Annotated in this window: 17 protein-coding genes; 1 reads left to right on the forward strand and 16 read right to left on the reverse strand. The window is 45.7% G+C overall.

Annotated features, from left to right (window positions below; all coding sequences use genetic code 11):
* Positions 1 to 19: 19 nt before the first annotated feature.
* The 6 genes from bshA to M3629_RS10665 all read right to left on the reverse strand — a co-directional run bounded on the left by bshA (position 20) and on the right by M3629_RS10665 (position 4,470).
* The gene (gene bshA / locus M3629_RS10640; RefSeq protein ID WP_251505656.1) at positions 20 to 1,180 is read right to left on the reverse strand and encodes an N-acetyl-alpha-D-glucosaminyl L-malate synthase BshA; all 1,161 of its coding nucleotides are present in this window, start codon (positions 1,178 to 1,180) and stop codon (positions 20 to 22) included.
* A 337-nt stretch (positions 1,181 to 1,517) separates the two neighbouring features.
* Positions 1,518 to 2,207 carry a bacillithiol biosynthesis deacetylase BshB1 gene (gene bshB1 / locus M3629_RS10645; protein ID WP_251505659.1) on the reverse strand — a complete coding sequence of 230 codons (690 nt, stop codon included), beginning with the start codon at positions 2,205 to 2,207 and terminating at the stop codon, positions 1,518 to 1,520.
* Positions 2,204 to 2,644, reverse strand: a complete 441-nt coding sequence (gene mgsA, locus M3629_RS10650; RefSeq protein ID WP_090917168.1) for a methylglyoxal synthase — start codon at positions 2,642 to 2,644, stop codon at positions 2,204 to 2,206. Before mgsA ends, bshB1 begins: the two co-directional genes overlap by 4 nt.
* Before the next feature lie 18 nt (positions 2,645 to 2,662).
* Complete coding sequence (dapB, locus tag M3629_RS10655; protein WP_251505662.1) at positions 2,663 to 3,466, reverse strand: 4-hydroxy-tetrahydrodipicolinate reductase; 804 nt, start codon at positions 3,464 to 3,466, stop codon at positions 2,663 to 2,665.
* A 99-nt stretch (positions 3,467 to 3,565) separates the two neighbouring features.
* On the reverse strand, positions 3,566 to 4,090 hold the full coding sequence (locus tag M3629_RS10660; protein ID WP_251505665.1) for a tetratricopeptide repeat protein: 525 nt from the start codon (positions 4,088 to 4,090) through the stop codon (positions 3,566 to 3,568).
* 50 nt (positions 4,091 to 4,140) lie between these two features.
* Complete coding sequence (locus tag M3629_RS10665; protein ID WP_090917174.1) at positions 4,141 to 4,470, reverse strand: nucleotide pyrophosphohydrolase; 330 nt, start codon at positions 4,468 to 4,470, stop codon at positions 4,141 to 4,143.
* A 196-nt stretch (positions 4,471 to 4,666) separates the two neighbouring features.
* Here M3629_RS10665 and M3629_RS10670 point away from each other — a divergent pair, with 196 nt between their 5' ends.
* Positions 4,667 to 5,536: a YitT family protein gene (locus M3629_RS10670; protein WP_251505668.1), complete on the forward strand. Its 870-nt coding sequence runs from the start codon at positions 4,667 to 4,669 to the stop codon at positions 5,534 to 5,536.
* Positions 5,537 to 5,671: 135 nt separating this feature from the next.
* On the opposite strand, the gene M3629_RS10675 is transcribed toward M3629_RS10670, so the two are convergent.
* From M3629_RS10675 to M3629_RS10720, 10 genes are all read right to left on the reverse strand, one after another.
* Positions 5,672 to 6,541, reverse strand: coding sequence for a sporulation protein YpjB (locus M3629_RS10675; RefSeq protein WP_251505670.1), 870 nt, complete (start codon positions 6,539 to 6,541; stop codon positions 5,672 to 5,674).
* 66 nt (positions 6,542 to 6,607) lie between these two features.
* Positions 6,608 to 7,234 carry a DUF1405 domain-containing protein gene (locus M3629_RS10680; protein ID WP_251505672.1) on the reverse strand — a complete coding sequence of 209 codons (627 nt, stop codon included), beginning with the start codon at positions 7,232 to 7,234 and terminating at the stop codon, positions 6,608 to 6,610.
* Between the two features lie 127 nt (positions 7,235 to 7,361).
* Complete coding sequence (locus tag M3629_RS10685; protein WP_251505674.1) at positions 7,362 to 8,249, reverse strand: menaquinol-cytochrome c reductase cytochrome b/c subunit; 888 nt, start codon at positions 8,247 to 8,249, stop codon at positions 7,362 to 7,364.
* A 22-nt stretch (positions 8,250 to 8,271) separates the two neighbouring features.
* Positions 8,272 to 8,943, reverse strand: a complete 672-nt coding sequence (gene qcrB / locus M3629_RS10690; RefSeq protein WP_017687726.1) for a menaquinol-cytochrome c reductase cytochrome b subunit — start codon at positions 8,941 to 8,943, stop codon at positions 8,272 to 8,274.
* Between the two features lie 15 nt (positions 8,944 to 8,958).
* Entirely contained in the window at positions 8,959 to 9,501 is a 543-nt protein-coding gene (locus M3629_RS10695) for a ubiquinol-cytochrome c reductase iron-sulfur subunit (RefSeq protein WP_090917182.1), read from the reverse strand.
* Between the two features lie 193 nt (positions 9,502 to 9,694).
* Positions 9,695 to 10,117 carry a DUF2487 family protein gene (locus M3629_RS10700; protein ID WP_251505677.1) on the reverse strand — a complete coding sequence of 141 codons (423 nt, stop codon included), beginning with the start codon at positions 10,115 to 10,117 and terminating at the stop codon, positions 9,695 to 9,697.
* Positions 10,118 to 10,289: 172 nt separating this feature from the next.
* The gene (locus tag M3629_RS10705) at positions 10,290 to 10,469 is read right to left on the reverse strand and encodes an IDEAL domain-containing protein (RefSeq protein ID WP_090917186.1); all 180 of its coding nucleotides are present in this window, start codon (positions 10,467 to 10,469) and stop codon (positions 10,290 to 10,292) included.
* A 23-nt stretch (positions 10,470 to 10,492) separates the two neighbouring features.
* Positions 10,493 to 10,999, reverse strand: a complete 507-nt coding sequence (locus M3629_RS10710; RefSeq protein ID WP_251505679.1) for a gamma carbonic anhydrase family protein — start codon at positions 10,997 to 10,999, stop codon at positions 10,493 to 10,495.
* Between the two features lie 44 nt (positions 11,000 to 11,043).
* Positions 11,044 to 12,162, reverse strand: a complete 1,119-nt coding sequence (locus M3629_RS10715) for a hypothetical protein (protein WP_251505683.1) — start codon at positions 12,160 to 12,162, stop codon at positions 11,044 to 11,046.
* Positions 12,163 to 12,393: 231 nt separating this feature from the next.
* Entirely contained in the window at positions 12,394 to 12,999 is a 606-nt protein-coding gene (locus M3629_RS10720; RefSeq protein WP_251505835.1) for a histidine phosphatase family protein, read from the reverse strand.
* Between the last annotated feature and the right edge of the window lie 27 nt (positions 13,000 to 13,026).

The following is a 13,026-nucleotide window of genomic DNA, read 5'->3' on the forward strand; positions in this document are numbered from 1 at the left end:
TGCTGTGGTTCCCCCATGCTTAACCGCAAACGGGATTGAGACTGGGGATTTCTCTTCCAAGCACACGGTAATATATCTTTTCATATTCCTGCCGAATGGAGTCGTTACAGAAATCATGATGTGCACGATGAAGGCAAGCCTCCCGGATATCCGCAGCCAAACGCTCATTCGTCAGAAGACGAATCGCATTCTCAGCCATAGACTTGGTATCCCCGATCGGAGAGAGGAATCCTGTTTTCCCATGCAAAACAAGTTCTGGAATACCGCCAGCCTCTGAACCAATCGTAGGTACACCACATGCCATCGCTTCAAGTGCCACCAGTCCAAAGCTCTCTTTCTCGGATGGAAGCATTAAAATGTCGGCCATCGATAACACCTGAGCAACATCATCCTGTCTTCCCAGGAAATGAACCTTTTCACTCAAGCCGAGTTCTTTAATTTTACACTGAATTTTAGGCAAGTCCGGGCCTTCACCCACAAACAACAATTTCGCGGGAACCTGCTCCTGAACTTGACGGAATACTTCCACTACGTCTTGTGTTCGCTTGACTGGACGGAAGTTCGAGATATGCATCAATATTTTTTCATGAGGGGCAGCAAAATCACGGCGCAGACTCGCTGCATCTCTTGGATAGTAGACACGTTTATCTATAAAATTATAGGTCAGGTCAATTGGACGCTGAATATCGAGCAGTTCAACCGTTTCGCGAATCAAATCCTGAGAAACAGCTGTTACCGCATCACTTTCATTGATTGCAAGACGGATCAGATCTTTCAATGATTCATCCTGAGCCAGTACCGTGATATCCGTTCCGTGCAGAGTTGTCACCACTTTGAGGTTGTCTCCAACCATCTGTTTGGCGAGAAATGCGCATACCGCATGTGGCACTGCATAGTGAACATGTAGCAAGTCTAGCTGTTGCGCCTTTGCCACCTGAGCCATTTTGGTCGCTAAAGACAGGTCATACGGAGGATACCGAAACACGTAATAATCGTTAACCTCTACTTCATGGTAAAAGATATTCTTCTGAAACTTTCCTAATCTGAATGGAATGCTGTTCGCAATAAAATGAACCTGATGTCCCTGTTCGGCCAGCAATTTGCCGAGTTCCGTTGCGACAACCCCGGATCCTCCGAGAGACGGATAACAGGTGATTCCGATTTTTAGCTTTTGATCCATCGGGTTGGACGCTCCTTTGATCTCCCGCTTATCGCAGGTTGATATCATGCAACGGAAATTGATTGATGTCATGATTTGTTTTTGGTCTGTTTATATAACTTGGCTTATTATAATTTACTCGTCCACTCCGATGACAGAATTACCTTCCAATCGCTGTTATCCCCAGATTTTTTGGATTCCCTTTTGCTAAAGGGGAAAATTCGGTACTAAGCCTATGCTTACGAAGTAGCTTTCTTTCAGAAAGCTTTTAGGCGAGCCTTCGATTTTTCAGGTTTTTTCTGTCATCTCCGTTCAAGTGTAAATATATGGTTCTATCTATATACAGATGTGGGGTAGATTAGATGCCAAACCGTTTCACTACATAAGGCGTTATCGTTGCAAATCCTTCTGCAAACGGGATTAAGCTACGTTGTCCAAGTAAGGAATCACGTGCCCTCACTCGCTCGATATAACCTTGATTCAGCGGTGTAGATACGATGCCTGCACCCTGCTCGAACTGAGATCGATAACAGCGAAGCGAGGCTTCCTTTTGTTCATAGTGTTCCGTAATATCCACAATCAAATCCGTAGGACCGATATCGTTGATAAAGTAAAAATAAGTTTCCTTCACTTGTACAGCTGGCATGTCCGGCATATAATTTCGAAGCTTCGCATTAAATACCGCTTCTTGCACGAGTTTACTGCACATAATATGATCGGGATGCCGATCCTCCCAGTATGGTGCAAAAACAATTCGAGGTGCATGTCTGCGAATCTCAGCGGTAACTGCTTCTACATGTTCTGGTGTAACATACAGCCCACGATCAGGTAATCCGAGATTTGTTCGACACGAAAGACCGAGGACGCGTGAGGCTTGCTCCGCTTCCTCGGTTCTGCGCTCCACGGTGCCGTTGGAGGACATCTCGGCACGAGTCAGGTCGCATACGCCTACCTTTAACCCGGCAGCCGTATGTTTCGCAATCGTGCCAGCCATGCCAATCTCGGCATCGTCCGCATGTGCACCGAAGATAAGAATATCGAGACTCATTGAGAGTCACCTGTATTCAATCCAGCGTCCGGCTTATACTTATGTACGAGTTCCCTCCAAGCAAAATCGCCACGGTCAAGCGCTTTAACAAGGATCTCGGCTGTTGCAATATTGGTAGCCAGTGGAATTCCCTGAACATCGCACAGGCGAAGCAGTGCATTAATGTCCGGCTCGTGGGGCTGTGCCATTAACGGATCACGAAGGAAAATGATCAGATCCATCTCGTTTTGTGCAACCAACGCTCCAATCTGTTGGTCTCCCCCAAGCGGCCCGGATTCAAAACGGTGAATCTGTAGGGATGTACCTTCCATGATACGAAGACCTGTTGTACCTGTGGAATATAATTGGTGGTCTGTGAACACAGGCTCATAAGCAGTCACGAAGTTTACCATCTCTTCTTTTTTACGATCATGGGCAATAAATGCGATTTTCAACATGACAATCTTCAATCTCCTTTAGTCGATAAAGTGGTCAAAGCCGTAAACGAGTCCTGTATATTCCATCACCTTTTGTACGCCAATCTTGACTCCTGGCATATAACCAGCACGCTCATATGAATCATGACGAATTTTCAGCGACTGTCCGTAATCGCCGAATACAACCTCCTGCTGTGCAAATACACCTGGCAAACGCACGCTGTGAATGCGGAATCCGTTATAATATCCACCACGCGCACCTTCAATCGTTTCTTCTTCTTTCGGATTGCCTTGACGGATTTCTTCACGATTGGCTGCAATCAATTCAGCTGTTTTAATTGCTGTTCCTGAAGGGGCATCCAGCTTCTGATCGCCATGGTATTCAATGATCTCTACGTTAGGCATGTGTTTGGCTGCCTGTGCTGCAAAACGCATCATAAGAATGGCTCCAATTGAGAAATTAGGCGCGATTAGCCCGCCAATACCTTTCTCCTGGCATTGCTTGTCCAACTGTTCAATCTGCTCCGGCGTGAAGCCGGTAACACCCATGACGGGTCTTACGCCATGGCGGATAGCAATCTCTGTATGAGCAAAAGCAAATTGAGGCACTGTAAAGTCAACCATGACCTGTGGTTTGGTTTCAGCAAAAGCCATCTCGATATCATCGGTTACCAATACGCCACACTCCGGCAGTCCTACCAGCGTTCCTGCATCCGTGCCTGCTCCGGAGCGGTTGACAGCGGCTGCAAGCTCCAAATCCGGGTCTTGCAGTACCAGTTTTACAACTTCACGGCCCATTCGTCCAGCCGCTCCGATCACAGCAACTCTTATCACTTCACTCATCTTGGCTGCATCTCCTTCACTATGTTAGTTCATCTAATCGTTCTGACCCATGCATCTCATCCAGTCTGTATTATTGTAATACTTGACTGTGATGATCACTTATTGCATCGATTTCAAACGCTGCTTCGTTTGTTGTAACATCTGATACAACTGCCCGTTCTGCGGATCAAGCAGAATTGCATCCTGTAACACCTGAAGGGCACTTTCATATTCATTCAGATCACTGTAAGCTAGAGCCAGCATCACATGCGCCTCCACAGAGAGTGGATCCAGCCTAATGGCTTCTTTAAGAAGCTGGGAAGCCTCAACATATGGCTTGCATGATTCTGTTCCAGCCTGCTCAAGCAGTAATTTGGATCTAACTGTAAGTTGCTTCGCTTCAAGTGTCTGCAGATGAAGCACATATTCTTCGGCACCTTCGGATAGTTCCACTGCCTTGCGGGCATATTCGAGTGCAGGAAGCAAATGTTTGCTACGGGCGTGCGTAATGGAACAGCGATAATACAACTCGGCATGTTCCGGGTGAGCATGAATAGCCGCTTCGAACCATCGAATGGCTTGCTCAAAATCATTTTGCAATATACAGCGGTAAGCCTGCTGCATATAATCTTGCGGTTTCATCATCAAGCTGACCCTCCCCGTGCGGGTGATGGTACAGCATATGTAATCTACGCCTAATCGGTGTTTTTTGGAGTCCACCGATTTGCGTCGCGGGTATTAAATTTATGCATAACTTTGTCATGCGCTTCAGCCAAATCAATACCGAGTGAGTTTGCAAAGCAGATGGTGATAAATAAAATGTCACCAAGCTCAAGTTCAATTGAATTGGCAGCCTCGGAAGCTTTCTTCGGTTTCTCTCCGAACTCGTGATTCACTTCACGGGCAAGCTCTCCAACCTCTTCAGACATCCGGGCCAGCATGGCCAGAGGACTGAAATATCCCTCTTTAAACTGAGATATATAGAGGTCAACCTCACGCTGCATTTCCGCCATACTTTTCTCCATGAGAGCAGGTTCTCCTTCTATTCTGATGTCGTGTTTGTTCCTAATAATATCAGTTATTGATGTTTACTTCCACCATCATACGGTACAAATCGATATTAATGTCAGGCATAAATCATTTTTAAAGACTACATAAACAGGTATACTAAGATGGGAATGATGACTTCCTCATTCTAATTCAAGTATAGAGAGGTATCTTATGAGCACTGCCAAAACGTGGGTTCAACTAAAACTTGTACTCCCAATACTGTTGGGTACAGCTTTATATGCCTTTGGGCTTCTTTATTTTATTATCCCCAACCAATTGATGGAGGGCGGGCTTACCGGGGTTACCGTGTTGATTAACTATGCCTTCGGGGTTTCCCCATCCCTTACCACGCTTATTTTAAATGTTCCACTATTTCTGATCGGGCTCAAAGTGCTCGGTAGCAGACAGATGATTTATACCGGAGTCGGGATTGGGGCGTTGACCTTATTTCTGTGGCTGTTTGAGAAAATGATTCATCAAGGCTGGATGGAACCGTTACATACCGAGAATGATCTTCTCTTGGCCGCATTATATGCTGGGGTTACCTTGGGAGCCGGGCTTGGCATCGTGTTCCGCTGGGGCGGTACGACAGGTGGTTCCGACATTATCGCGCGTATCCTGAATCGAAAATATGGGTGGAGTATGGGACGAGTGCTGTTAGGTATCGACTTTGTAATCATTGGCCTTTCCCTCATTTACATTCCCAAGGAAAAAATTCTGTATACACTCGTCGCTGTGTTTATTGCATCGAAAGTGATCGATTTCATTCAGGAAGGTGCCTATTCAGCCCGTGCATTTATGATCATCAGCGATCATGCTCCCGAGATTGCCGATCAGATCACCAAAGATATGGATCGCGGTGTTACGCTCATTCCAGCCATCGGCGCTTACTCGAAACAAGCGAAACATATGGCCTACTGTGTTATTTCCAGGCAAGAATTTCGCAGATTACAGACGATCGTACGTGCCATCGACCCCAGAGCGTTTGTCATCATCAGTGATGTACACGACGTGCACGGGGAAGGTTTTAAAGAAAGCTGAGAATTCACTTACTATATGAGACATGAAATAAACCTCTTACCACGACAAGACGTCAATCTAACGACCGTCTTTGGGGCAAGAGGTTTTCATTGTTTATTATATTACATTTACCATGATGGAATTGGGCTAAACTAACTAGCGGCGATATGTAAAAATATCCTGCTGCTGGGCACGATACTTGCGGTATCCCGCATAAGTTAGCGTAGCAACAATGACAGAACTAATCACTAGCCCTGCTGCCCTGCGGTCTGGACCCTGTACATAAGGCAAAAAGGCACTCTCATCCTTTTCACGTCCAAACAATTGATTCACTAATTCTTCGCCGTGAACAGTCATGCTCCGGAGCTGTGATCCATCAGACTGCCTTGCATGTGTTAGCCCTTTGAGATGGGATAACCACGCATCCATTTGAGCGATCTGATATGGCTCAAGCCGAATAATCGCCGCTGGACGGATCGTTTCATAGTGCTCTTCAAGCACGCTAAAGCGATTAGCCAGAATTGCTGCACCGTTGTTCTGATCAGCTGCCAGTGATAACGCATCCAGATCATTTTTCACAATTTTATAATACTGGAGCCAGAGCGGTTTAGACGGATTGGCTAGGCTGTCTGCAGCAAGTCTGAGTTTGGCTGAGGTCTGCTGAAGTAAGTGTCTATCCCCTTTGAATTTAGCTGCAGCCTCCTTGACTTCTACCACCGTTTCGGACAACGCATGGATGCCCTCCACAGAGGTTTGACCCTCAAATGAGACATGTGCCAGACTATTCCCGATACGCGTAATGCTGGCACGTACTTCCTCCATATTATTTTCGAGCACCCTGCGATATAGGACAGTAGCCTCTTCGTTTAATTGTGCAATGGTATAAGCTGAGGATACTTCCTGATTCACATTTGGTTTTAATTCACCACTTAGTGCGGATACCCGGTATGAAGCATTGGTCCAAAGCAGCAGAGCCATGAGTGATACCGTCAACCATCCCGCTATACTCCTGAATGTTCTCTTCATGGACATCCCTCCCATCATCAATGTATGGCGAGGGATGGCTGGTTAGAACAAGCTAAGCTTGTATACTCAGGCCCGTTTGGCCTGCCTTAACGCAAGCCAAGCCGCAAGAATGCTCACGATGGTTAACGTAACTGTAAAATTGCGAACAGCCTGTACATGCGGGTACAACGTTGCAGGCAACCACGGATAAATATCGTATGTATAATCCATCGTATCATTCAACAATGTCCAGAGACCTGCCACAATCAATGACAACCAGCGGAAGCCAAAGAAGCGTACATATATCAGAGCTTCAATTGCCATGGCACTATGGGAAGCGATCAGCATCCAGTCCTGCCAGTGCTGTGCTCCTCCTTGAGACCAGCCAGCAAAAATGATAGATACAGCCCATACGCCATATTTAACAGAGGTAACTACAGCGAGCGCCTGGATAATATGTCCAATTCGTTGCAGGACTGCCGACTTTACAGGATACAGTACCCACAACAGCGCTAATGTAAAAAACAAGCTTGCTGTCGGGCTATCTGGCACAAATACGATCTGCCACGCAGGTTGATGGGCAAGAGTCCATTTCATTTGTTCACCGTACCAGATGTAGCCATATACCGTACCAAGCGCATTACACCAGAACAAAAGCCACAGGAAATACCGATTGGTCAGAAACTCCCTGCTCCAAAAAAACGATAAAGCCACGAACACCGCACCTTCTTCCTTCACTCATTCTGGACACTTCATCTCGATTACCGAATTTCAGATATTATCAAAATAGACTTCAAAAAACCTGACCGCATAACGATCAGGTTTTTTCATTAATTTGATTTTACTGTTCTGCCTTCTGTTTCGCAAGCCATTCGGCTAGATGAGTAATTTCGTCATCAGTAACACCTTGAGCTATAGCTTGGTCATACATTGGAGGCATTCCATTGTAACCGTCTTTAATAATCGTCACAATCTCTTCCTGGCTGTGCTTGTCACCGATGCCACGAAGAGAAGGTGCGTTGCCTTGGCCTTTCATATCGGTGGCATGACAGCCAATACATCCAGCCTTTTTATACGTTTCCATCGCAGGATCGTCCTGGTCAACAATCGCGACTTCTTCCTGCTGCTGTCCAGGTGCATTAGAAGTTGGCAAACCCTGTTCATGTTTCTCCAGAGCTTCTTCCTCCCGCTGGATATGTTCTGGCTTCTGCCCTGACGCTTCAAGCTCATGCTTGTAGTGTGTCCATGCTACGTTTGTCAGATAGAATACCGAGATTACGGACAGTAGCATTAAAGCTGTGGCAATTGGACGTTTGTAGAAACGACGCTCTTTACCCGTATCCAGGAAAGGAGCCAGCAGCAGCGCTCCGAATGCGACACCGCTGACACCCAGTACGCCCAGCAGGACATAATCTCCGGATGCATAAGGATATTTCAAATACTGATACAGGAAAAGAAAGTACCAGTCTGGCATCGGGATAACCGATGCACTTGGATTAGCCGGATAACCTAGAGGTGCAGGTTCCGAGATGGTCAACACGAGAATGCCGACCAGAACAACAACCCCGACCATCCACTCTTTAAGCAAGAAGTTAGGAATAAATGCTTCCGATTTGCCGGGATAAGCCGTGTAATCAGGTGGAGTAATGAACCCCGACCCTTTGCGGACGCGTGAATCACCGACAAAGATAACTTTTTCCTCATCATTGCTCTTGTGCCCGTGAGCCATTACGTTTCCTCCCTTCTTTGGTTTATAGTGGTCCCGAAATGCCCTGTCTGCGGATCATGATAAAGTGTCCGACCAGAAGCACCAGAAGCACCGCAGGGAGGAAGAAGACATGCAATGCGAAGAATCGTGTCAGTGTCTGCGCACCAACGATCGTTCCCCCTTGCAAGAATTCCTTGATGATCGGCCCAAGCCAAGGTACGGTGTTGGCAATCTCCAGCGTTACTTTTGTTGCAAAATAAGCTTTGTTATCCCAAGGCAACAAATATCCTGTCAGACCTAGACCGAGCATGACGAAGAAAATCAACATGCCGACAACCCAGTTCATTTCACGCGGAGCCTTGTATGAGCCTGTAAAGAATACACGCATCGTATGTAGGAACATCATGACGATAACCAAACTGGCTCCCCAATGGTGCATACCGCGGACAATCTGACCAAAAGCTACTTTCGTCTGCAAATACTCAACACTTGCATACGCGTTAATAATATCAGGAACGTAGTACATCGTCAGGAACATTCCTGACAGAATCTGAATAACTGTAATAAAGAACGTTAATCCGCCAAAACAGTATACGAATGCGGAAAAGTGATGCGCCGGGTTTACATGCTCTGGCACTTCATGATCCGCAACGTCCCGCCATATTGGCGTGATGTCAAGACGCTCGTCAATCCAGTCATAGACATTTTTAAACATCTGCGTTCACGCCTCCTATTTCACTCGGGTGTTCGGAACAATCTCGCCCAGATAAACCCAACCCTGTTCCTCCTTAACCACATATTCATCCAATGGTTTCGGGGCTACGGCAAGATTTTTTCCTTCCTTGTCATAGTGCGCGCCGTGGCATGGGCAATGGTACTCATTCGGGTAATTTTTGTCACTGTTCCATCCTACTGTACATCCCAAATGTTTACAGATAGGTGAAAGCGCATAAATTTTCCCTTGTTCGTCCTTGCGAATCCAAGCCACCAACGAAGCATTACTCAAATACCAGCCATCCTGTTGTTTCAGTTCAAACGTAAATTCTTGAGGTTCATTTGTAATTTTGCTGATCTCAGCTACTTTGACAGAGGTTCCTTCTCCCTTGTGCTGCAAAATTGGGTCCACCGCAAAACGGACCATAGGAAGAATTGCACCGGCGGCCATGTAGGCTGTAGCTCCACCAAGCGTGTACGTCAAAAACTGCCTGCGCGACATTTCCAATTTGCTCGGCGGTTTCATCGAGGCTTCGTGCTGGTCATGCTCACTGCTCATACTGTCTCCAACCCCCTTTTTCAGCCAACTCTCTCAATCGTTTTCATTATCATAAATTCCACGACTTACTAGAACATACATAATCATATAGTAGGCCTAGAACACCGTCAAGAATTTGTCACACATTTTTAAGGTTCAATTGTAAGCGTTGTTAAAAAACTGTTGGAAATTTGTCACATTTGTCATCAAGATGTCACCTTTTCCATAGATCTCGAATGCATTCCCCAACATGTCGGGCAATAGTTCCTTCCTCGAGTTGCTGAGCTATATCCTTTTGGCTCAAAAGTAAATCCGCGGCTGGAATATCCATGCCTACAAAAGATCCATCCGCTGACATAATTACTACATACTTGAATCCTGAAGCTTTGAGTTCAGTCGACAAGGTATTTAATGTCATTGACATTTCCGAGCTTATGTAGTGATAGGCTGGGTATGTCATAATTCTACCTTTAAAAGGAATCTCAACCGTATCCAGAAAATCTCTTAGCCTTTCCAGTGCTTCAGTCGCTTCAACCGGTGACTGTTTGCCGCTCATAGCCGTGAACGGAACAAGGCATGTATCCAGATAGAGTTGTAGTTCAGCCCAGCTGTTTTGATTCATCTCACTGAATTTCAATTCCCTATATCCCCTTCCTATCCATTTTATTCCCATATTATATATGAGCATATGTTATAAAGCCAGATATTCATTCAATTTTTAAGTTAATATTAAAATATAAAAAAGGAATGCGCGACTGCGCACTCCCTTATTATCCGACTTTTCATTTATATGGTTCGTAATAGATCCGTTAATTGATCGTCCTCAGTTCATCCGTCAGACTTCGGAAAGCTACTTCGTCTCCGGTAGCTAACGCTTTGTCGATTTCCAAATAAAGCTTTTCACTCTTCTGTTTGCGAAGCGCCTCGTCCCAAACCATCTCAGCCGCCAGCCCCAACATGACTTCATACGTAACTTTCATTTTATCCAATAGGATGCACCTCCAAAACGGATTTAAGAGCTCCTATATTCTCTTCCTTTGATTACATAACCGAGTGAAGTTCTCGACATCCGCTCTAGATCGGCTTCAGTCAATGCACGAATCACTTTGGCAGGTGTCCCCAAAGCGAGAGTATAGGGCGGAATTTTACTATTTTCAGTTACCACAGAACCGGCTCCAATCAGTGAGTACTCACCGATTTGACCACCATTAAGTACAATGGCCCCCATTCCGATCAATGCCCCTGTTCCGATGGTACAACCATGAATGATTGCAGCATGTCCTACAGAGACATCATCTCCCAGAATTAGAGGTTGATCAGCGTTAACATGTCCTACAGCATTATCTTGAATATTACAGCGCTTTCCAATAATAATAGGTGCCAAATCGGCTCGCAGGACTGCATTGAACCAAACGGTAGAATCCTCGTCCATTTGCAGATCACCTATCAATTTCGAGCCCTCCGCCATATATACGGAAGGGTGTAACACTGGCTTTATACCATTGTATGGGATTATCATTCGTATCACTCCTTAATTTGGGAGTGATTGTAGCAACTTGTCCTTCACTTGTCAAATACAATAGGGGTAACATCAGCCGAGATGGAGCGGCAAGAAGCAGCAAGCTTTGATCCCCAAGCCGTCATCTGCACAACTCTTCCTTGTTCATGCTCACCTGCACGGATCAAGCCTAGATGCAGCATCATTTTAATGATCCGCTTATCATAGATATCTTCAGCGGTGTCATAGTAAAACGGCTGGATAAACGGGCCAATTTGCTGAAAAAGAGATTCCATCGTAGACCAATTCTCGGCACATTCTCCTGTCCAGTACACAATCGAGGACAGATTTGGAATAGCACCTTTATAAAGTCTTAACCAAAACCGAAACAGCTGTATCATTTCGGCTGTTTTCTCGGCCCCCAGTTTCTCTTCACCAGACCCTGTCAGCCTGAGACACCCCTGTTCTTCTCGAATCAATCGGTGATGAAAGGCATAATCATACAGCAGTGCGAATCGATCCGGGTAATCCTTAAACGAACGACCATATCCGAAGCGCCACCCCGCTTTGCCTACCAGTTCCTCAGAGATATGCAGATGCTCCATAAGTTGCTGCTGTGAGCGTCGGTACATCATCCCTTCGGCATTCACAGCGATCTCATATTGTTGCACAAATTTCAGAAACAACTTCATATCGTCTGCCATCAGATGATATTCCTCTCGATACATGGACGGTTCTGTCGATTTAACAATACCTGCACGTAAATGAGTAGATAACACATCTCTGAACCTCAGTTTCAAGTCTTTAGGCACTTGATAGAGGTATCTGGTCTGCTGTGTAGTTCCATTGAACAACCATCCGCTTTTGGTAAAGCGAATAATGAGATCTCGAGGACTTGAGCCTGCCTCACTCTCCTTTTTGTCCATCGATTGACGGGCTATGGCGATGAGCTCCTCCATACCATAAAATTGGCGGGGATCAAATAACAGGTTATTTAAAAACCGTTGATCTGCCTGGTTCAATTGACGTATCTGTTGCTCAAAGAAAGGTTTACTACCCAATGTTGTGAGGATGCTCTGGATGAGTTCATGTTTGGAATTAGGCTTGCATTCACATTGATAGTAGTCTGCTATTCGATTAAGCTGGCCAATATCAGCAAAAGTCAGCATATCTGCTAGATTCATGGATCCATCGCCTCGCCCGTTCACTGCCTTAGGTTGCTGATCTGGCCTTCAACAGTGTGGTTTTGTAAACATGGTTGACGGATTCACCACAATCTAAACCTCTTCTTGCCATTTTTTTTGTTTTATCTCATCTTATGCCTCAAAACGATGAATCAGAAGAGAAACAATAGAGTTTATCCACAGTCCTATTTATCCTCTCAAATACAGATGGTATAAAAAAACAACCTGAGCTTATCGCCCAGATTGTTTGATGGTATCCATAGAAAGATGTTGTGTGCAATTATATAAGAGTGGAGTCCAATCATCATCAAGTTCCTTCTCCAGAATGGTCAGTGACAGATTGCCAATGCGTTCGGTATACTTGTCCTGATATAACGCCGTTAACAGGTTAGCAAGAAAAGCACCGTGCGTTACAATCAGTACATTTTCTTTCGAGTGAACAGACCACAGATCGTCCAAAAACGCCAGCGCACGTACTTGAATATCCTCGATATGTTCTTGTCCCAGATCAAGTGTATCCCAGGATTTGCCCCAACGCGCAATCCGTTCATCCGAAGTAAGACCCTCAACCAGACCAAAAGCTCGCTCTTTCAATCGTGCGTCCGGTTCAAGCATAGGTACATCCAGCATCTGTGAAAGAATCTCTCCCGTTTCCTGTGCCCTTGCTAAACCACTCGTCACAATAAAATCCCACTGGTAGTCTTCAGACTGCAGACGTCTACCCAGACATGCTGCTTGCTTACGTCCTTCCTCATTCAAAGGAATATCCGTCTGCCCCTGTATACGGCCAGCCGCATTCCAATCAGTCAGACCATGACGAACAAGCCCGATCCGCACATTCATCCCTCATTTCTCCACACAGCG

The sequence above is a fragment of the Paenibacillus polysaccharolyticus genome (genome assembly GCF_023714295.1).
GTDB classification, from domain to species: domain Bacteria; phylum Bacillota; class Bacilli; order Paenibacillales; family Paenibacillaceae; genus Paenibacillus; species Paenibacillus polysaccharolyticus_A.

What these genes read in the sequence shown, in the direction of transcription:
- bshA (WP_251505656.1), bottom strand. Translation starts at nt 1,180, where the DNA reads ATGGATCAAAAGCTAAAAATCGGAATCACCTGTTATCCGTCTCTCGGA.
- bshB1 (WP_251505659.1), bottom strand. Translation starts at nt 2,207, where the DNA reads ATGAGTCTCGATATTCTTATCTTCGGTGCACATGCGGACGATGCCGAG.
- mgsA (WP_090917168.1), bottom strand. Translation starts at nt 2,644, where the DNA reads ATGTTGAAAATCGCATTTATTGCCCATGATCGTAAAAAAGAAGAGATG.
- dapB (WP_251505662.1), bottom strand. Translation starts at nt 3,466, where the DNA reads ATGAGTGAAGTGATAAGAGTTGCTGTGATCGGAGCGGCTGGACGAATG.
- M3629_RS10660 (WP_251505665.1), bottom strand. Translation starts at nt 4,090, where the DNA reads ATGATGAAACCGCAAGATTATATGCAGCAGGCTTACCGCTGTATATTG.
- M3629_RS10665 (WP_090917174.1), bottom strand. Translation starts at nt 4,470, where the DNA reads ATGGAGAAAAGTATGGCGGAAATGCAGCGTGAGGTTGACCTCTATATA.
- M3629_RS10670 (WP_251505668.1), top strand. Translation starts at nt 4,667, where the DNA reads ATGAGCACTGCCAAAACGTGGGTTCAACTAAAACTTGTACTCCCAATA.
- M3629_RS10675 (WP_251505670.1), bottom strand. Translation starts at nt 6,541, where the DNA reads ATGAAGAGAACATTCAGGAGTATAGCGGGATGGTTGACGGTATCACTC.
- M3629_RS10685 (WP_251505674.1), bottom strand. Translation starts at nt 8,249, where the DNA reads ATGGCTCACGGGCACAAGAGCAATGATGAGGAAAAAGTTATCTTTGTC.
- qcrB (WP_017687726.1), bottom strand. Translation starts at nt 8,943, where the DNA reads ATGTTTAAAAATGTCTATGACTGGATTGACGAGCGTCTTGACATCACG.
- M3629_RS10695 (WP_090917182.1), bottom strand. Translation starts at nt 9,501, where the DNA reads ATGAGCAGTGAGCATGACCAGCACGAAGCCTCGATGAAACCGCCGAGC.
- M3629_RS10710 (WP_251505679.1), bottom strand. Translation starts at nt 10,999, where the DNA reads ATGATAATCCCATACAATGGTATAAAGCCAGTGTTACACCCTTCCGTA.
- M3629_RS10715 (WP_251505683.1), bottom strand. Translation starts at nt 12,162, where the DNA reads ATGAATCTAGCAGATATGCTGACTTTTGCTGATATTGGCCAGCTTAAT.